General features: G+C 55.2%; 19 protein-coding genes. 11 read left to right on the top strand and 8 right to left on the bottom strand.

The features are described from left to right. Positions 1-301: 301 nt before the first annotated feature. Positions 302-1,354, top strand: coding sequence for a 3-deoxy-7-phosphoheptulonate synthase AroG (gene aroG / locus EBL_RS12780; protein WP_002439330.1), 1,053 nt, complete (start codon positions 302-304; stop codon positions 1,352-1,354). A 63-nt stretch (positions 1,355-1,417) separates the two neighbouring features. Here the strand turns inward: aroG and gpmA are convergent, their stop codons facing one another. The 7 genes from gpmA to modE all read right to left on the bottom strand — a co-directional run bounded on the left by gpmA (position 1,418) and on the right by modE (position 9,176). Further along, positions 1,418-2,170, bottom strand: coding sequence for a 2,3-diphosphoglycerate-dependent phosphoglycerate mutase (gpmA, locus tag EBL_RS12775; RefSeq protein WP_002439331.1), 753 nt, complete (start codon positions 2,168-2,170; stop codon positions 1,418-1,420). Positions 2,171-2,378: 208 nt separating this feature from the next. Beyond that, on the bottom strand, positions 2,379-3,419 hold the full coding sequence (gene galM / locus EBL_RS12770; protein ID WP_002439332.1) for a galactose-1-epimerase: 1,041 nt from the start codon (positions 3,417-3,419) through the stop codon (positions 2,379-2,381). After that, a complete protein-coding gene (gene galK, locus EBL_RS12765; RefSeq protein WP_002439333.1) occupies positions 3,413-4,561 on the bottom strand; it encodes a galactokinase in 1,149 nt (382 codons plus the stop codon). The genes galM and galK overlap by 7 nt, the downstream gene beginning before the upstream one ends. 2 nt (positions 4,562-4,563) lie before the next feature. After that, the gene (gene galT / locus EBL_RS12760; RefSeq protein WP_002439335.1) at positions 4,564-5,610 is read right to left on the bottom strand and encodes a galactose-1-phosphate uridylyltransferase; all 1,047 of its coding nucleotides are present in this window, start codon (positions 5,608-5,610) and stop codon (positions 4,564-4,566) included. A 9-nt stretch (positions 5,611-5,619) separates the two neighbouring features. Then, positions 5,620-6,636, bottom strand: a complete 1,017-nt coding sequence (galE, locus tag EBL_RS12755) for a UDP-glucose 4-epimerase GalE (protein ID WP_002439336.1) — start codon at positions 6,634-6,636, stop codon at positions 5,620-5,622. 202 nt (positions 6,637-6,838) lie between these two features. Continuing rightward, complete coding sequence (modF, locus tag EBL_RS12750; protein ID WP_002439337.1) at positions 6,839-8,308, bottom strand: molybdate ABC transporter ATP-binding protein ModF; 1,470 nt, start codon at positions 8,306-8,308, stop codon at positions 6,839-6,841. A gap of 76 nt (positions 8,309-8,384) precedes the next feature. After that, positions 8,385-9,176: a molybdenum-dependent transcriptional regulator gene (gene modE / locus EBL_RS12745; protein WP_002439338.1), complete on the bottom strand. Its 792-nt coding sequence runs from the start codon at positions 9,174-9,176 to the stop codon at positions 8,385-8,387. Positions 9,177-9,326: 150 nt separating this feature from the next. Here modE and EBL_RS20055 point away from each other — a divergent pair, with 150 nt between their 5' ends. The 9 genes from EBL_RS20055 (at position 9,327) to EBL_RS12710 (ending at position 14,534) form a co-directional block, all read left to right on the top strand. After that, positions 9,327-9,476, top strand: a complete 150-nt coding sequence (locus EBL_RS20055; protein WP_002439340.1) for an AcrZ family multidrug efflux pump-associated protein — start codon at positions 9,327-9,329, stop codon at positions 9,474-9,476. A 174-nt stretch (positions 9,477-9,650) separates the two neighbouring features. Continuing rightward, positions 9,651-10,427: a molybdate ABC transporter substrate-binding protein gene (gene modA / locus EBL_RS12735; RefSeq protein ID WP_002439341.1), complete on the top strand. Its 777-nt coding sequence runs from the start codon at positions 9,651-9,653 to the stop codon at positions 10,425-10,427. Continuing rightward, positions 10,424-11,119, top strand: coding sequence for a molybdate ABC transporter permease subunit (gene modB / locus EBL_RS12730; protein WP_002439343.1), 696 nt, complete (start codon positions 10,424-10,426; stop codon positions 11,117-11,119). Before modA ends, modB begins: the two co-directional genes overlap by 4 nt. Continuing rightward, positions 11,119-12,177 (top strand): molybdenum ABC transporter ATP-binding protein ModC, encoded by a 1,059-nt coding sequence (gene modC, locus EBL_RS12725; protein WP_002439345.1) that lies wholly within the window; start codon positions 11,119-11,121, stop codon positions 12,175-12,177. The genes modB and modC overlap by 1 nt, the downstream gene beginning before the upstream one ends. A 318-nt stretch (positions 12,178-12,495) precedes the next feature. Beyond that, positions 12,496-13,146, top strand: coding sequence for a hypothetical protein (locus EBL_RS12720; RefSeq protein WP_002439346.1), 651 nt, complete (start codon positions 12,496-12,498; stop codon positions 13,144-13,146). After that, positions 13,136-13,354: a hypothetical protein gene (locus EBL_RS20050; RefSeq protein WP_002439349.1), complete on the top strand. Its 219-nt coding sequence runs from the start codon at positions 13,136-13,138 to the stop codon at positions 13,352-13,354. Before EBL_RS12720 ends, EBL_RS20050 begins: the two co-directional genes overlap by 11 nt. Positions 13,355-13,380: 26 nt before the next feature. Further along, the gene (locus EBL_RS20045) at positions 13,381-13,884 is read left to right on the top strand and encodes an Hcp family type VI secretion system effector (RefSeq protein ID WP_002439350.1); all 504 of its coding nucleotides are present in this window, start codon (positions 13,381-13,383) and stop codon (positions 13,882-13,884) included. A gap of 259 nt (positions 13,885-14,143) precedes the next feature. Then, entirely contained in the window at positions 14,144-14,338 is a 195-nt protein-coding gene (locus EBL_RS12715) for a hypothetical protein (RefSeq protein ID WP_002439356.1), read from the top strand. Between the two features lie 13 nt (positions 14,339-14,351). Beyond that, positions 14,352-14,534 (top strand): hypothetical protein, encoded by a 183-nt coding sequence (locus EBL_RS12710; RefSeq protein ID WP_002439357.1) that lies wholly within the window; start codon positions 14,352-14,354, stop codon positions 14,532-14,534. A gap of 165 nt (positions 14,535-14,699) precedes the next feature. On the opposite strand, the gene EBL_RS12705 is transcribed toward EBL_RS12710, so the two are convergent. After that, positions 14,700-15,530, bottom strand: coding sequence for a pyridoxal phosphatase (locus tag EBL_RS12705; protein ID WP_002439358.1), 831 nt, complete (start codon positions 15,528-15,530; stop codon positions 14,700-14,702). A gap of 148 nt (positions 15,531-15,678) precedes the next feature. Between EBL_RS12705 and pgl the strand changes: the two genes are divergently transcribed. Then, entirely contained in the window at positions 15,679-16,674 is a 996-nt protein-coding gene (gene pgl / locus EBL_RS12700; RefSeq protein WP_002439359.1) for a 6-phosphogluconolactonase, read from the top strand. Positions 16,675-16,705 lie beyond the last annotated feature (31 nt).

Below are 16,705 nucleotides of genomic sequence, written 5' to 3'. Positions count from 1 at the left end.
GGAAATTAACTGAATTTATAACACGCCGGATGTGCGCCGGGAAAAGGTCATAATGCGCCGCACCGGCATAACATACTGTCTGGTAAGTTTTATTCAGTGTCAGATGTTGTTTAGTCAATATTTATAAGCATAAAAAATCAATAACTGTGTCGTACGTCTCTTTTTTCACTATTTTATCGTGAATTTTATGAATTTTTAGCATTAATCCGTTTCGAGTGTAAATTGACATTTACACTTAGCCCGCCGCGAGATAGATTGAAGGGATTGCATCAAGAACAGATATATGGCTACTGGGATTATCATGAATTATCAGAACGACGATTTACGCATCAAAGAGATTAACGAACTTTTACCTCCGGTCGCATTATTAGAAAAATTCCCCGCTACTGAGCACGCCGCACAGACGGTTTCTAAAGCCCGTAAAGCGATTCACAACATTCTTAAAGGGAATGATGATCGCCTGCTGGTGATTATCGGCCCGTGCTCGATCCACGATCCGGTTGCCGCCCGGGAGTACGCCACGCGTCTGATGGCGCTGCGCCAGGAGCTTGCCGGGGAGCTGGAAATTGTGATGCGTGTCTATTTTGAAAAACCGCGCACCACCGTGGGCTGGAAAGGGCTTATCAACGATCCGCACCTTGATCACAGCTACCAGATTAACGATGGTCTGCGTATTGCCCGCAAGCTGCTGCTGGATATCAACGATCTGGGCCTGCCGACCGCCGGTGAATTCCTCGATATGATAACCCCTCAGTACCTGGCAGACCTGATGAGCTGGGGGGCGATTGGCGCCCGCACCACGGAATCCCAGGTGCATCGCGAGCTGGCGTCTGGCCTCTCCTGCCCGGTTGGCTTTAAAAACGGCACCGATGGCACCATCAAAGTGGCGATAGACGCTATTAACGCGGCGGGTGCAGCGCACTGTTTTCTGTCGGTCACCAAGTGGGGCCATTCCGCTATTGTGAATACCAGCGGTAACGGAGACTGCCATATTATCCTGCGCGGCGGTAAAGAGCCGAACTACAGCGCCGCCCACGTCAGCGCCGTTAAACAGGGGCTGGAAAAAGCCCAGTTACCGGCCCGGGTGATGATCGATTTCAGCCATGCGAACTCCAGCAAGCAGTTCAAAAAGCAGATGGATGTGGCCCAGGATGTCTGCCAGCAAATCGCCGGTGGTGAAGAGGCCATTATGGGGGTGATGATCGAAAGCAACCTGGCAGAAGGTAACCAGAACCTGGAAGGCGGTGAACCGCTGGTGTACGGCAAAAGCGTGACCGATGCCTGCATCGGCTGGGATGATACCGAAAAGGTTCTGCGCCAGCTGGCCGCAGCGATCAACGCCCGGCGCGGTTAATTACCCCGACACATAAAAAAAAGCGTGGCTCATGACCACGCTTTTTTTATTGCCTGTGCAGAATTATTTCGCTTTGCCCTGGTTGGCAACTGCGGCGGCTTTTGCGGCGATCTCGTCCGCATTGCCCAGATAGTAGTGTTTCACCGGCTTGAAGTTTTCGTCGAACTCATAAACCAGCGGTACACCGGTCGGGATGTTGAGGTCGATAATTTCTTTTTCGCCCATGTTATCGAGATACTTCACCAGCGCGCGCAGGGAGTTGCCGTGGGCGGCGATGATCACGCGCTCACCGCTTTTCAGGCGCGGCAGGATTGTCTCTTCCCAGTAGGGCACCACGCGCTCGATAGTCAGCGCCAGGCTTTCGGTTAACGGCAGCTCTTTCTCGCTCAGCCCGGCATAGCGCGGGTCGTGGCCCGGGTAGCGCTCGTCGTCTTTGGTCAGTGCCGGTGGGGTAATGGCAAAACCACGGCGCCATTGCTTCACCTGGTCGTCGCCGTATTTGGCGGCGGTTTCTGCTTTATTCAGCCCCTGCAGTGCCCCGTAGTGGCGCTCGTTCAGCTTCCAGGATTTCTCAACAGGTAGCCAGTCCTGATCCAGCTCATCCAGGATATTCCACAGCGTATGGATGGCTCGTTTCAGCACGGAAGTGTAGGCAAAATCGAAAGCGTAGCCTTCAGCTTTCAGCAGTTTACCTGCGGCTTTTGCTTCGCCAACACCTTTCTCAGACAGGTCCACATCGTACCAACCGGTGAAGCGGTTTTCATTGTTCCACTGGCTTTCACCGTGACGAACCAGAACCAGCTTAGTAACAGCCATAGATGACTCCTCCATAAAATCGTTATGAATGATAACTATTATCATTGTATTGCCGTAGTACGGCGGCTGGCAACGATAAACCATTAACATAGCGAAAATAGCGCTGAACTGTAAGGCCGGTGTGACGTTATCGTTATATTTTTGCTTAAGGCTGTGAGGATTCCGCCCTCAGAGGCCGGTATGCCCCCCGGGCGGGGGGCAGGCAGGATCACTGTTCCGTGAACTGATATTCGGTAAGGCTGCTGTACTCCTGCTGTGGCCGGAGGAAGCAGTCAGGCTGAGGCCACTGGGGGTTGTTAGGGCTGTCTGGCAGAAATTCGCTCTCCAGCGCCAGCCCCTGCCAGTTCTGGTACTCACCCTGTTCCCGGGCCTGAGTACCGGCCAGAAAGTTACCCGAGTAGAACTGCAGCGCCGGGGCGCTGGTATACACGGTGAGCTTCAGGCGGCGGTCCGTTGACCAGAGACAGGCAGCCGGTTGTGTGGCATCGCCCCGGGCATTGAGTAACCAGGCGTGATCGTAGCCATTGACCACCTGCTGGTCCTCGTCAGCCAGGAAATCCGCGCCAATGGTTTTAGGTTTGCGGAAATCAAAACTGGTGCCGGTCACATCGGCCAGCCCGCGCCGGGGGATGCCGCTGGCATCAACCGGCAGGTACTGATCCGCCAGAAGCTGGAGCTGGTGCTCGCGAATATCGCCGGGTGTCGCATCAAGGTTAAAGTAGGCGTGGTTGGTCAGGTTCACCGGGCAGGCCTGATCACACCAGGCCGTAAACTGAATGCGGATACGGTTATCGTCGGTGAGCTGGTATAAGGCCGTGGTGCGGAAATTCCCCGGGAAGCCCTGGTCGCCGTCTGGCGAGTCGAGGGTGTAGAGCACTTCGCTGTCGTTCTGGCGCAGGATCCGCCAGCGCTGTTTATCAAACCCGCGGGGGCCACCGTGCAGCTGGTGCTCCCCCTGGCTGGGCTGCAGGGTAACGGTTTTGCCCTCGTAAACGTACTGGCTACCGGCGATACGGTTGGCATAGCGGCCAACCGTCGCGCCGAGAAACGCGCTCTGGTTGAGGTAGTTTTCCGGGCTCGGGCAGCCGAGCAGGGTCTCGCGCACGCTGCCATCGCGCAGTGGCACCCGGCAGGAGAGCAGCGTAGCCCCCCAGTCCATCATGGTGACCACAACACCGGCCTGATTGCGCAGGATAGAAAGACGATAGGGTAGCCCGTCCGGGGCGAGTTGGGGTGTTTCTCTTAGCACTGTCCGGCTCCTTCTGAAGGTGTGCAGACATAAAATGTCTCTTTGATACCCGTTCTGGCCTGATACTGCTCAGCAACAGCCTGGCGCACGCTGTCGACTCTGTTTTCAGGCACCAGGGCAACCACACATCCCCCAAAACCACCGCCGGTCATGCGCACGCCGCCTTCGTCGCCGATGGCCGCCTTAACAATTTCTACCAGAGTGTCGATTTGTTCAACTGTGATTTCAAAATCATCCCGCATTGAGGCGTGAGATTCGGCCATCAGGCGGCCAATCACTTTCAGATCTCCCCGGGCCAGCGCCTCTGCGGCTTCCAGCGTGCGGACGTTTTCGGTTATGACATGGCGCACGCGTCTGGCAACCACCGGATCCAGCTCCCCGGCGGCCTGGTTAAACTGCGCCAGGGTCACATCGCGCAGGGCAGGCACGCCAAAGAAACGGGCGCCCGCTTCACACTGTTCACGGCGGGTGTTGTATTCACTGCCCACCAGGGTGCGTTTAAAATTACTGTTAATGATCACCACTGCCGCGCCTTGCGGCATCGGTACGGCCCGGGTCTCCAGGCTGCGGCAGTCAACCAGCAGCGCATGGCCTTTTTTACCCAGGGCGGAGATTAACTGGTCCATGATCCCGCAGTTACAGCCCACAAACTGGTTTTCGGCTTCCTGGCCGTTGAGGGCGAGCTGGGCACCGTCCAGGGGGAGCTGATACAGGGTCTGGAAGACTTTACCCACCGCCACTTCCAGGGAGGCCGAAGAGCTTAACCCGGCCCCCTGCGGAACATTACCGCTGATAACCAGATCCGCCCCGCCAAAATCCGGGCAGCGTTTTTGCAGGTGTTTAACCACCCCGCGCACGTAGTTTGACCACTGCTGGGTTTCATGGGGGGTGATGGGTGCCGCAAGGGAGAAAGTATCTGACTGGTTATCATAGTCTGCGGCGATAACGCGCACCTGGCGGTCGTCGCGGGCAGCGCAGCTTATCACCGTCTGGTAGTCGATGGCACAGGGCAGCACGAAACCGTCGTTATAGTCCGTGTGTTCACCGATAAGGTTTACCCGGCCCGGGGCCTGAATTGTATGGGTGGCCGGGTAGCCAAAGTGGCGGGTAAACAGGGCTGAGGTTGTCTCTTTCAGTGACATTTTTATTCTCCGGATTCGAGATAGTGGATCTCGCTGACCGCGCGCAGGCGTTCGGCGGCTTGTTCGGCGGTCAGATCGCGCTGGGTTTCGGCCAGCATCTCATAGCCGACCATAAATTTACGCACCGAGGCTGAGCGCAGCAGCGGTGGATAAAAATGCGCGTGCAGTTGCCAGTGCGGATTGTCCTCACCGTTAAAGGGGGCGCCGTGCCAGCCCATGGAATAGGGGAAGGAGCACTGGAACAGATTGTCGTAGCGGGTGGTCAGCTTTTTCAGCGCCAGCGCCAGATCACGGCTGCGATCGGCATCCAGATCGGTCAGGCGTAATGCCGGGGCTTTAGGCAGCAGTAAGGTTTCAAACGGCCAGGCGGCCCAGTAGGGCACCACCGCCAGCCAGTGTTCGGTTTCCACCACGGTCCGGCTGCCGTCTGCCTGTTCCCGGTGTACGTAGTCCAGCAGCATCGGGGTGCCGTGCTCGCGGTAATAGTCGCGCTGCTGGTTATCTTCCCGCGCTATCTCGTTAGGCAGGAAGCTATTGGCCCATACCTGGCCGTGGGGGTGTGGGTTGGAGCAGCCCATCGCCGCCCCTTTATTTTCAAACACCTGTACCCAGGGGTAATGCTGGCCGAGTTCAGCAGTCTGTTGCTGCCAGGTGGTCACCACCTCTTCAAGAGCCGGCAGGGATAACAGGGGCAGGGTTTTGCTGTGATCCGGAGAAAAACAGATAACCCGACTGGTGCCCCGGGCGCTCTGGCAGCGCATCAGCGGATCGTCGCTTTGCGGTGCGTCCGGGGTGTCGGTCATTAAGGCGGCAAAGTCATTGGTAAAAACCCAGGTACCGGTGTAGTCCGGATTTTTGTCACCGCTGACACGCAGGTTGCCGGGGCACAGATAGCAGTCCGGGTCATGGGAGGGCAGGGTCTGCGTTGCCGGGGCTTCCTGCGCCCCTTGCCAGGGGCGCTTGGCGCGGTGTGGTGAAACCAGAATCCATTCCCCTTTCAGGGGGTTATAACGACGATGTGGGTGATCGACGGGATTAAAACGCGCCATTGTAGTTCCTTAGTCTGGATAACCTTGTGGGTGACGTGACTGCCAGCGCCAGGTGTCATCAGCCATTTCCTGGAGCGAGCGGGTTACACGCCAGTTGAGTTCCTGGTCCGCTTTGCTGGCATCTGCCCAGTAGGCAGGCAGATCGCCATCGCGGCGCGGAGCAAAGTGATAGGCCACCGGCTTGCCGCAGGCTTTGCTGAAGGCATTAACCACATCCAGCACGCTGCTGCCGACACCGGCACCCAGGTTGTAGATATGCACACCGGCTTTACCCGCCAGTTTTTGCATGGCGGCCACGTGCCCGTCGGCAAGATCCATTACGTGGATATAGTCCCGGACCCCGGTGCCGTCTTTTGTCGGATAATCGTTACCAAATACGGCCAGCGACTCGCGGCGACCAACCGCAACCTGGGCGATATACGGCATCAGGTTGTTCGGGATCCCCTGGGGATCTTCCCCCATATCACCCGACGGGTGTGCCCCTACCGGGTTAAAGTAACGCAGCAGGGCGATACTGAATTCCGGGCAGGCGTGCTGCAGGTCCGTGAGGATCTGCTCCACCATCAGTTTGCTGCGCCCGTAAGGGCTTGCCGGCAGGCCGGTGGGGAAACTTTCCACATACGGAATTTGCGGCTGGTCGCCGTAAACGGTGGCAGAGGAGCTGAAAATAAAGTTAGTGACCCCCGCTTTGCGCATCGCGCTGAGCAGGTGCAGGGTGCCATTGACGTTGTTGTCGTAATACTCCAGCGGCTTGCTGACGGATTCCCCCACGGCTTTCAGACCGGCGAAGTGAATAACCGCATCAATGTGATGCTCACTGAAGAGCTGGTCCAGCAGCGCCTCATCGCGGATATCGCCCGCAATAAACAGCGGCTTTTTACCGCCAAGGCGTTCAATAACCGGCAGAACGGTTTGTTTGCTGTTGCACAGGTTATCGAGGATGACCACGTCATGGTTGTTTTGCAGCAGTTGTACACATGTGTGGCTACCAATGTAACCGCTACCACCCGTTACCAGAACTTTCATGTTTGCTCCATTAGGCTTGTGGGTTGAAATAACCATAGCATAACAGAACCGGCAAAAGTGTGATATGACGCATATTAGTGGAATCGTTTACACTGGCATGCTGACTGCGATTTCCCACGATAAGTCGCTAGTATAACGGGGTATTTTCCGGGCTGAATGCGGTTTTTCTGAAAATAGCCGGGGCCGTCAGACCCCGCTATTATCACGCCCGGCAGATTTCCTTGTGGTAACGGTAACACCCCTGATCCGGTACGAAAGTTAACCGGTGGGTGATACAGGCGGGGGCATCCTGGGCATGGTGAGAGACAAATAACAGCTGGGTATCGCCTTCGCCTATCATAATGTCAACAAAGTGGCGCACCAGCTGGCGGTTGAGCGGATCAAGCCCCTGTAGTGGTTCATCCAGGATCAGCAGCGTCGGGTGTTTCACCAGCGCCCGGGCAATCAGCACCAGCCGCTGCTGCCCCCAGGAGAGGCTCTGGAACGGCTGCTCCCCATCCTGAATCCCCAGCAGCGCCAGCCACTGGCGGGCCAGCTGCTGCTGGCGCTCCGACACGGCCTGATAGATGCCGATAGAGTCAAAGAAGCCGGAGATAATCACGTTCAGCACCGAACTGCTGACCCGGTAATCCAGGTGCAGGCTGCTGCTCACGTAACCGATATGTTTTTTAATCTCCCAGATGGTCTCACCGCTGCCCCGGCGGCGGCCAAACAGGGTGAGATCGTTGCTGTAGCCCTGGGGGTGGTCGCCGGTTATCAGGCTGAGTAAGGTCGATTTTCCCGCCCCGTTGGGGCCGACTATCTGCCAGTGCTCCCCGGGGTTTACGGTCCAGTCCAGGTGGTGGAGTACCGGGGTATCGTGGTATGAGACCACCCCGTCGCGCAGAATAATGCGCGGCTCACTGGCGGGCGGGCGGTGCACCTCCCCGGGGTTGTCTGGCGGGGGAATAGCGGTACTGGACAGCTGCTCACTGTGGGCCAGCTGGGCCACCAGCGCCTGGCTTAGCAGGGTGCGCTTATCGCCGGTTTCCGCCAGGGTACACTCTGCCAGCACCCCGGCGAACTCCACAAATGCCGGAATATCATCAAACCGGTTCAGCACCAGTGCCAGGGTATAGCCCTGCTGGTTAAGCTCCGCCAGCAGGGCGGTCAGTTGCTGGCGTGAGGCGGTGTCCAGCCCGTCGAAGGGCTCATCAAAAACCAGCAGATCCGGGCCGGGCATCAGGGCCTGGCACAGCAGGGTTTTACGGGTCTCCCCGGTAGAGAGGTATTTAAAGCGCCGTTCCAGCAGATGGGTAATGCCAAAACGCCGGGCCAGCGCCAGGCAGCGTTCGGGATCCTGGTGGTGTTCTTCGATGATTTCCCGGGCGGTGCGGCCGGTGTCTTCTTCGCCTTCGCTGAGCAGGTCGGTATTGTTGCGCTGCCATTCGTCGGTGACCAGTTTTTGCAACTGTTCGAACGAGATACGGGCAATACGCTCAAAAGTACACTGGCGCTCTCCGCGCAACAGGGGAAGCTCCCCGCTGAGCGCCCGGGTCAGGGCGGATTTGCCGCTGCCGTTGCTGCCGACAAACGCCCAGCTCTCACCTGCGTGAACAGACAGCGCCGGGATCGTCAGCACCCGGGTGTCGCTGATCCGCAACGTGCCTTGCGAAATTTGCAATACAGACATCATTTATCCCATTTTATGCAGCACATAACTACAGGGATACGTGACAGCCTGCGGCTTGTCAATGGCACGGCAGGCTTTAGCAGAGTGTCGCGATAATCGCCTCATCGGCATTAAAATATGCTGTCACCTGCTGGCCACAGGCGAGTTGCTCCTGCTCCATCCGGGTGGCGGGGATTGTCGCGCACAGGCTCTGGCCGCCGGGCAGGGCAATTAAGATTTCACACTGTTCTGCCCCGGCCTGGATACTGGTGATTTCCCCGGGAAGCTGGTTATCCGCCAGGGCGGCCTGGCGGGGATCCCGGCAGATCTGCACCCAGGGGGCTTTAATCAGCACCAGCACCTCTTTACCGGCATCCAGCCCCAGGCGCTCGCCGCTGTGCCGGGTAATGGCTACTTTCAGGTGGGTGGCGCCGTCGGCCAGCAGGATCTCGGTATGTTGCTGAACCTGCTGGTTGTCGCGGGCCACCACCGTGCCAAACAGCTGGTTACGGGCGCTGGTCTGCAGGGAGAAGCGGGAAATGGCCGCCAGCAGGCTGTCCAGGGGGAGCGAGTCCTCCTGGAGAACATCAAAGGCTTTTTGCTGAATCTGGGCCAGCAGATCATAGAGCTGTAACAGCCGGTGGCCGTAGGCCGTCAGCACCGCACCGCCGCCGCCTTTACCCCCGGTGGCCCGGTCAACAATCGGCTGTTCGGTCAGCTGGTTCATGTCGTTAATGGCGTCCCAGGCACTTTTGTAACTGATACCGGCAAGTTTCGCCCCCTGGCTAATGGAGCCGGTATTATCTATCTGTTTAAGCAGTGCAATGCGCCGGGGATCGGCGAACAGACGATCCTGAAGTTTCAGGGTGAGGAGAATTTCAGCTTGCATGGTGTGGGTCCCGGTAACGCAAAACCGCTATTCTACCTGAGCAGGGCAGGGCGTCCAGTTGCCAGGGGCGGGGCACAAAAGGAGAGTGTATTTTTTGCCATAAAGGTTAAAATAACGGGCTGATACGTTATTTGTTTGCCGGGAGCATCCATGTTAGAACTGATAAAAAGTATGGTTACAGCGGTCATCATGGTGCCGATTGTGATGGCGGTAATCCTTGGGCTTATCTATGGTCTGGGTGAGGTGTTTAACGTGTTGTCCGGCATCGGGCACCGTGATACCAGCACCCGGCAGCGCTGATTTGTAAAATACCCGGCCTGGCCGGGTATTTTTTTGCCTGTTTTTCCCCCTCATCCCCCGGGTTACCCTCTCCCCGCTCTGCCTCCGGGCTATTTTCTGTATGTATTGTGGCTTTCCATCGGGCCGGATTATCGTTATATTTGTCGCTACATAACGAAAGGTAGGGAGTGGAAGATGGCACGTTCATGGGGCCTGGCGGCAGCGGGCATGGTGTTCTCCGTGGTTTTTGCCGGCCAGGCCGTGGCTGACCAGGGAAAAGTCACGGTGTTTGCGGCGGCCTCGCTGACCAACGCACTGCAGGATATTGCGCAGCAATATAAAAAAGAAAAGCAGGTAGATGTGGTCGCCTCGTTTGCCTCTTCCTCCACCCTGGCGCGCCAGATTGAAGCAGGCGCGCCCGCCGATCTGTTTATCTCTGCCGACCAGAAATGGATGGACTACGCCGCAGGCAAAGAGGCCATTAAAACTGATTCCCGGGTCACGCTGCTGGGCAACAGCCTGGTGCTGGTGGCACCAAAAGCCAGCCCGCAGGGGAATATCACGATAAACCGCACCACAAACTGGGTGTCGCTGCTTAATGGCGGGCGCCTGGCGGTGGGGGATCCTCAGCATGTTCCGGCGGGTATTTACGCCCGGCAGGCGTTTGAGAAGCTGGGGGTCTGGAGTACGCTCTCCCCGGTGCTGGCCCCGGCGGAAGATGTGCGCGGTGCCCTGGCGCTGGTAGAGCGTAACGAAGCGCCGCTCGGCGTGGTGTACGGCTCTGATGCGGTGGCCAGTAAAGGGGTGAAAGTGGTTGGCACCTTCCCGGAAGATTCCCACCCGAAAGTCGAATACCCGATGGCCATCACCCGGGATCACGCCAGCGCAGCCGTTGAGGGGTTCTGGCAGTATCTGCAGGGCCCGCAGGCCGCCGCGGTATTTAAAAAATATGGCTTCACCCCCCGGCAATGATACTCAGCGAGCCGGAATGGCAGGCGGTCTTACTCAGCCTGAAGGTCTCTTCGCTGGCGGTGGTGATAAGCCTGCCGTTCGGCATTCTGCTGGCCTGGGTACTGGTGCGCTGCCGCTTCCCGGGTAAATCCCTGCTCGACAGTATTATTCACCTGCCGCTGGTGTTACCGCCGGTGGTGGTGGGGTATTTGCTGCTGGTGGTAATGGGGCGGCGCGGGGTGATAGGCAGCTGGCTGTATGACTGGTTTGGCCTCTCTTTCGCCTTCTCCTGGCGCGGGGCGGTGCTGGCGGCGGCGGTGATGTCATTTCCGCTGATGGTGCGGGCTATTCGCCTCGGGCTGGAAGGGGTTGATATGCGCCTTGAGCAGGCGGCCCGCACCCTGGGTGCCGGGCGCTGGCGGGTGTTTTTTACCATTACGCTGCCGCTCACCCTGCCGGGCATTATTGTCGGCACGGTGCTGGCATTTGCCCGCTCGCTGGGGGAGTTCGGCGCCACCATTACGTTTGTGTCCAATATTCCCGGGGAGACCCGCACTATTCCCTCGGCCATGTATACCCTGATCCAGATCCCCGGCGGCGAGAGCGCTGCGGCCCGGCTGTGTGTGATTTCGATAGTGCTGGCGCTGGTGTCGCTGCTGGTCTCTGAGTGGCTGGCGCGCATCAGCCGAAAACGTATCACCGGAGAGGCATAATGCTGGAGCTCGATTTTACCCAGACCCTGGGGAGCCACTGCCTGCGGATCAAAGAAAACCTGCCCGCCCACGGGATCACCGCCGTATTCGGTGTATCCGGTGCGGGTAAAACCTCGCTGATTAACGCCATCAGCGGGTTAACCCGGCCAGAACAGGGGCGCATTGTGCTCAATGGCCGGGTGCTGAATGACACCGCCGCCGGGGTTATGTTGCCCCCGGAGCGGCGGCGTATCGGGTATGTGTTTCAGGATGCCCGGCTGTTTCCCCACTACCGGGTGCGCGGGAATCTGTGTTACGGGCTGGCCCCGTCCATGGCGGAGCAGTTTGATAAGCTGGTGGCGCTGCTGGGCATTGCGCACTTACTGAACCGCTTCCCCTGGAGCCTGTCCGGCGGGGAGAAGCAGCGGGTCGCGATTGGCCGGGCACTGCTGACCGCGCCGGAGCTTTTGCTGCTGGATGAACCGCTGGCGTCGCTGGATGTGCCACGCAAACGGGAGCTGCTGCCGTATCTGCAAAATCTGGCCCGGGAAATCCATATTCCGATGCTCTATGTCAGCCACTCGCTGGAGGAGATCCTGCACCTTGCGGATAATGTCCTGGTGCTGGATAAAGGCGCCGTGAAGGCGTTCGGCACCCTGGAGACAGTATGGAGCAGCCAGGTGATGCACCCGTGGCTGCCCGGCGAGCAGCAGAGCACTGTGCTGAATACCCGGCTGCAGGCTCAGCATCCACAATACCGGATGACGGCGCTGCAGGTGGCCGGGCAAACATTATGGGTACCCAGGATAGACCAGGAGATCGGCAGCCGCGTGCGGGTGCGTATTCAGGCGACGGATGTCTCGCTGGTGCTGGTGCCGCCACAGCAGACCAGTATCCGCAATGTGCTCAGCGCCCGGGTGGTGGACAGCCATGAGGATGACGGCCAGGTCAACGTACAGCTGGAGAGCGGCGAAGCCATCTTCTGGGCGCGTATCAGCCCCTGGGCCCGGGACGAGCTGCATATCACGCCGGGCCAGAGACTATACGCACAGATCAAAAGCGTCTCACTGGCGGGCTGAGCCGGTTACAGGAGCGGGTAAGTATATGCTACTTGATCGTTCTTAATAATTGTCTGCACGGATACAAGGTCGCGAAAGCGGCCTTTTTTAAGGTTCATCGCGCTTTACCGGGGAGCGCTGCTTTTATCTTCAGGAAGACGTAGTCGTTATCCCGGTTGATCATACTTCCACTTTTTCCTGGTTTCGGGTAGTCACATCCGTTCACCGTCAGAATCCACCAAATCGAAAATAGTCTATATCAGTATATACCGCTTGTTTTTGTTTGTTTTTTGCTCAATCTGCCTTTAGACTGCATAAAACTGAAGGAATGGAATCTTTATGATTACTTACATGGACATAGCAAAACGTATAGCACAGATCATTATATCACCTGAAACAGGCGTAGGACTTGTTCATGGTGTTTTATCAGTCCCTCAAGACTTGGGCTATCTTGCTTATGGTTTTATAGATACTGATTCAAGATACAACAGAGAGACGGAACGTATCAGACTGATTAAAGCTATACGCTTTGGTATTCTTCAAAATGAAAATTTTGTCAGGACGATTGAAACAGTATTGAATAAATTTAATCAATATGTACCGGAGAAAAAAAAGGATGGTATATACGCTAAGATTGCTGCATCAGTAGTTGGGCGAGCTATTACCAACTCTATAATATCCAAAAAAATAGCAACCTCTATAGCTCAAAGAAGTTCCCTTATGGTAGCTCTACGTGGCGGTATAGTCGGAAATACCTTGTTAGCTGGAGGTATGGCAGAACGTAGTATATACACATCTCAAAGACTTCAAAGCACCGATCCAGAAATATATTACGCATTGCGTCAAAGAGACTACGATTTTCTTTATTTCCTTGTTGAACCAGCTTTACACCCCTTTGTTGAGGCGTTAAGAGTCAGAAGAACACAAGGAGAAACGGCATTTAATCAGATATTGGATCTTGTTGAAAAAGAGGTCAATCATGGCAGATGATAAAATTAAAAAGTTATCATTTGTAAAGAGAGTATTTCATAGCTTTTTAGAATACGCCGCTTCATTACTTGGTGGTATTTTAGTTTTTTTATGTATTTATTGGTTCTTCCATTTTGAAACATGGCATGAACGATTTATTTATATAGCCGTGAGTATAGTTGTAGTATATATAATCGTTAAACTTCTACCTGAAAGACCGGAAGAATAGGATTTTACCCACATAAGGATTTACCAATGTCTTTACCCGCTTATTTATTTTTATACGATGAAAATGGTGTCCAAATAAAAGGCTCCTGTACTGCTTTAGGCCGTGAAGGTGCTATAGAGGTAATGAATACGCAACATGGCATTACATTACCTACAGACCCACACTCAGGCTCAATGACAGGAACAAGGCAACATGAGCCTGTGATTATGAGCAAAGAAGTAGATAAATCTTCACCATATCTATTTGATTTTGTTTGTTCGTGTAAAAGACTTAAAACCGCAATTATAAGATTCTATGCTATCAATGGTGCTGGAGTTGAATTGGAAATTTATAATATAACACTGGATAGTGTTGTTATTTCCTCGGTTGTATTCAATCATGCTTATATTCCCGGGTCCATCACTCCTAATATGACAGAGGTTGTTAAACTAAGATACCGTGGCATTGCGTGGAATTATTTACCTGGAAATATTAAAAAAGAAGATTATTGGGGTAAGGAGTTAGAGAAGAAAGAAGAACAAGCCAACTAAACAGAACAGCCCCTAACGGGGTAATGCCCTCAGTATCAGAATAGTTGTCACCCCCTCCAAAAGCCCGTTTCGCCGCCATCGTGGAAACGGCCACACTTTCAGAGGCTGAAGTGGCGGAGTAGTGCCGTAACTGGGGCTGCGAAAAAAACGCAGGGATTACTACGGGGAAACGGACGAGGACCGCTGACGCCGAAAGATGAGCGTCAGCAGTGCATTGTGTGGATATTCTTTCAGTGTACAAGGTTATCGAGGAGTCAAAATGAACCCTTTTGATATAATCATAATATGTTTGGCTGCCATCTTTGTAGTTTCACTGTTATTTTATCTTATCTATGGTAAATTTACAGAACATAAGTTTGATCTCATTGCTGATAAATTTAAACAACAATTTGGCTATATGCCTTTTCCTATGGCTGTGGGTAAAAATGGGGGGCTTTTTCTTTTGGGGGTATAAGGAGTCTTATATTATGAGTGATCTTATCTTTCCTGGCTTCCCGGCGACAAAAAAGACACTGACAGAAGAGGAAATAGAACTTTTTAAATCTTTAAAAATTAATGAGATATCCTGGTTTTATATTAAATATACCGCATTGATTGTAGGGCTATTGAGTTTTGTCAGCCTATTGATTGTGCTTAAAGTGAGGCCATGATTAACTCATGGTCAGATAAAAATAAGCCCTTTACTCTATGGCTGATTAAGGACTTTTTTTACTTATATTTGATTGGTTTTGTTTCTGTTATTTGTGGGCGTTGATTATGGCGGCTGAAATTAACAATTTGAGCCGCCATACCCTGACTTACACTCAGACACTCTTTTATGCAGGTACACCGGAAAAGTATTTTTTCACTACCTCTGAAATGCCAGGTTCAGTATTAGCACCTATAACTAAATCAGCACATTTTTTTACTTCATCTACGGCATTACCCATCGCGACACCGAGCCCGACATTTTTCAGCATGCTGATATCGTTATAGTTGTCGCCAAAGGCCACAATCTCCTGCATATCAATTCCCTGGCTTGCGGCCCACTGGGCCAGGCGGTTGCCTTTACTGTTGCCCTGGCGGGCGATATCAACCTGATCATGCCATGACCATTCGCAGGCCAGCCCCAGCTCGCTTTCCACACTGCGGGTAAAGTCGCTGAGCTTGTCATTGCTTGAGTCTGTCAGGGCAAATTTCCAGATGGCCTGCGCATCGCGGGCGGCCTGGCGCAGCGAGTCGACCTGGCGAAATACCGGTCGCTGGGCGGCGGGCAAGTGTTCTGCCCATTTGCGGGTGCGCTCCACATGGCCGGTGCTGGTTTCATATACCATCGCGTCATCGATATACATCAGGCCGTGGATGTGGTGCGCATCGAGCAGATCCAGCAGCGACAATGCCTGGTTCACGGGCAGCGGATCGGCGCTCAGCACTTTTTTAGCCTGATAATCATACAAATAGGTGCCATTACAGCAAATAGCGGGTGTATCCAGCGCCAGTGCCTGATAAAAAGGATGGATAGCAACGTGATGGCGACCGGTAACGATAAGCACCTGATATCCCGCCTGGCGGGCCTGATGCAAGGCCGCGAGAGACTCTGGCAGAATAGTTTTGGCCGGGGTGAGCAGGGTGCCGTCAAGATCGAGCGCAATGACGCGATAACGCATGTGATAGTCCTGGTTAGTCAATCGAAAGTCGGCACAAATGTAACACCGCCGGACACAGGGGCCAAACCTGCTGCGCAAATAGCAGCAGTGAGAGTCAAAACAGACTACCTTTGTGTCAGGCCATTTGCCGCCCTAAAAAGGAGTCGAAATGAAACAAACCGTGTATGTCGCCAGTCCGGAAAGCCAGCAGATCCACGTCTGGCGTCTGGATGGGCAGGGAGAGCTGAGCCTGCTGCAGGTGGTGGATGTTGGCGCACAGGTTCAGCCGATGGTGGTCAGCCCGGACAAGAGCTGGTTATATGTCGGGGTGCGCCCTGATTTTCGCGTGATAGCCTACCGCATCGCCCCGGATGACGGCACCCTGAGCGAGGCGGCACACGCCGCGCTGTCGGGCAGCCCGACCCATATCTCCACCGATCACAGCGGCGCGTTTTTATTCACCGCCTCCTACAACGCCGGTTCCGTGAGCGTGACCCCGCTGGAAAATGGCCGCCCGCAGCCGGTTGCGTTTACTGTCGAGGGGCTGGAAGGGTGCCACTCGGCCAATATCTCCCCGGACAACGAAACCCTGTGGGTTCCGGCCCTGAAACAGGACCGTATCTGCCTGTTTACCCTCGGGGATGACGGGGATCTGGTGTTGCAGGATCCTGCGGAAGTGACCACCGTAGAGGGTGCGGGCCCGCGCCATATGACCTTCCACCCGAACCGCCAGTACGGTTATTGCGTCAATGAGCTGAACAGCACCATCGACGTATGGCAACTGAGCAACCCGCACGACGAGATTGAATGTGTCCAGAGCCTGGATATGATGCCGCCGGACTTCTCCGACACCCGCTGGGCGGCGGATATTCACATCACGCCAGACGGCAAATTCCTCTATGCCTGTGACCGTACCGCCAGCATTATCACCATTTTCAGCGTCTCGGAAGATGGCAGCGTACTGTCGGTGGAGGGCTACCAGAAGACCGAAGCCCAGCCACGCGGTTTTAATATTGATGACGCCGGGAAGTTCCTGATTGCCGCCGGGCAGAAGTCGCACCATATTGCGGTGTATGAAATCACCGGCGAGCAGGGGCTGCTGGTGGAAAAAGGCCGCTATGCGGTGGGCCAGGGGCCCATGTGGGTCACCATTAACGCCTTCTGATAAAACGGCCCGGATTTCCGGGCCGTTTTGC

The organism is Shimwellia blattae DSM 4481 = NBRC 105725 (assembly GCF_000262305.1).
Classification (GTDB): domain Bacteria; phylum Pseudomonadota; class Gammaproteobacteria; order Enterobacterales; family Enterobacteriaceae; genus Shimwellia; species Shimwellia blattae.
Note: the sequence above shows the minus strand (reverse complement) of the source record. Positions and strands in the feature narration are given on the sequence as shown.

What these genes read in the sequence shown, in the direction of transcription:
- EBL_RS12710 (WP_002439357.1), top strand. Translation starts at nt 14,352, where the DNA reads ATGAGTGATCTTATCTTTCCTGGCTTCCCGGCGACAAAAAAGACACTG.
- EBL_RS20055 (WP_002439340.1), top strand. Translation starts at nt 9,327, where the DNA reads ATGTTAGAACTGATAAAAAGTATGGTTACAGCGGTCATCATGGTGCCG.
- modA (WP_002439341.1), top strand. Translation starts at nt 9,651, where the DNA reads ATGGCACGTTCATGGGGCCTGGCGGCAGCGGGCATGGTGTTCTCCGTG.
- EBL_RS12705 (WP_002439358.1), bottom strand. Translation starts at nt 15,530, where the DNA reads ATGCGTTATCGCGTCATTGCGCTCGATCTTGACGGCACCCTGCTCACC.
- modB (WP_002439343.1), top strand. Translation starts at nt 10,424, where the DNA reads ATGATACTCAGCGAGCCGGAATGGCAGGCGGTCTTACTCAGCCTGAAG.
- modF (WP_002439337.1), bottom strand. Translation starts at nt 8,308, where the DNA reads ATGTCTGTATTGCAAATTTCGCAAGGCACGTTGCGGATCAGCGACACC.
- galT (WP_002439335.1), bottom strand. Translation starts at nt 5,610, where the DNA reads ATGGCGCGTTTTAATCCCGTCGATCACCCACATCGTCGTTATAACCCC.
- modE (WP_002439338.1), bottom strand. Translation starts at nt 9,176, where the DNA reads ATGCAAGCTGAAATTCTCCTCACCCTGAAACTTCAGGATCGTCTGTTC.
- EBL_RS12715 (WP_002439356.1), top strand. Translation starts at nt 14,144, where the DNA reads ATGAACCCTTTTGATATAATCATAATATGTTTGGCTGCCATCTTTGTA.
- galE (WP_002439336.1), bottom strand. Translation starts at nt 6,636, where the DNA reads ATGAAAGTTCTGGTAACGGGTGGTAGCGGTTACATTGGTAGCCACACA.
- EBL_RS20050 (WP_002439349.1), top strand. Translation starts at nt 13,136, where the DNA reads ATGGCAGATGATAAAATTAAAAAGTTATCATTTGTAAAGAGAGTATTT.
- EBL_RS20045 (WP_002439350.1), top strand. Translation starts at nt 13,381, where the DNA reads ATGTCTTTACCCGCTTATTTATTTTTATACGATGAAAATGGTGTCCAA.
- EBL_RS12720 (WP_002439346.1), top strand. Translation starts at nt 12,496, where the DNA reads ATGATTACTTACATGGACATAGCAAAACGTATAGCACAGATCATTATA.
- pgl (WP_002439359.1), top strand. Translation starts at nt 15,679, where the DNA reads ATGAAACAAACCGTGTATGTCGCCAGTCCGGAAAGCCAGCAGATCCAC.
- aroG (WP_002439330.1), top strand. Translation starts at nt 302, where the DNA reads ATGAATTATCAGAACGACGATTTACGCATCAAAGAGATTAACGAACTT.
- gpmA (WP_002439331.1), bottom strand. Translation starts at nt 2,170, where the DNA reads ATGGCTGTTACTAAGCTGGTTCTGGTTCGTCACGGTGAAAGCCAGTGG.
- galK (WP_002439333.1), bottom strand. Translation starts at nt 4,561, where the DNA reads ATGTCACTGAAAGAGACAACCTCAGCCCTGTTTACCCGCCACTTTGGC.
- modC (WP_002439345.1), top strand. Translation starts at nt 11,119, where the DNA reads ATGCTGGAGCTCGATTTTACCCAGACCCTGGGGAGCCACTGCCTGCGG.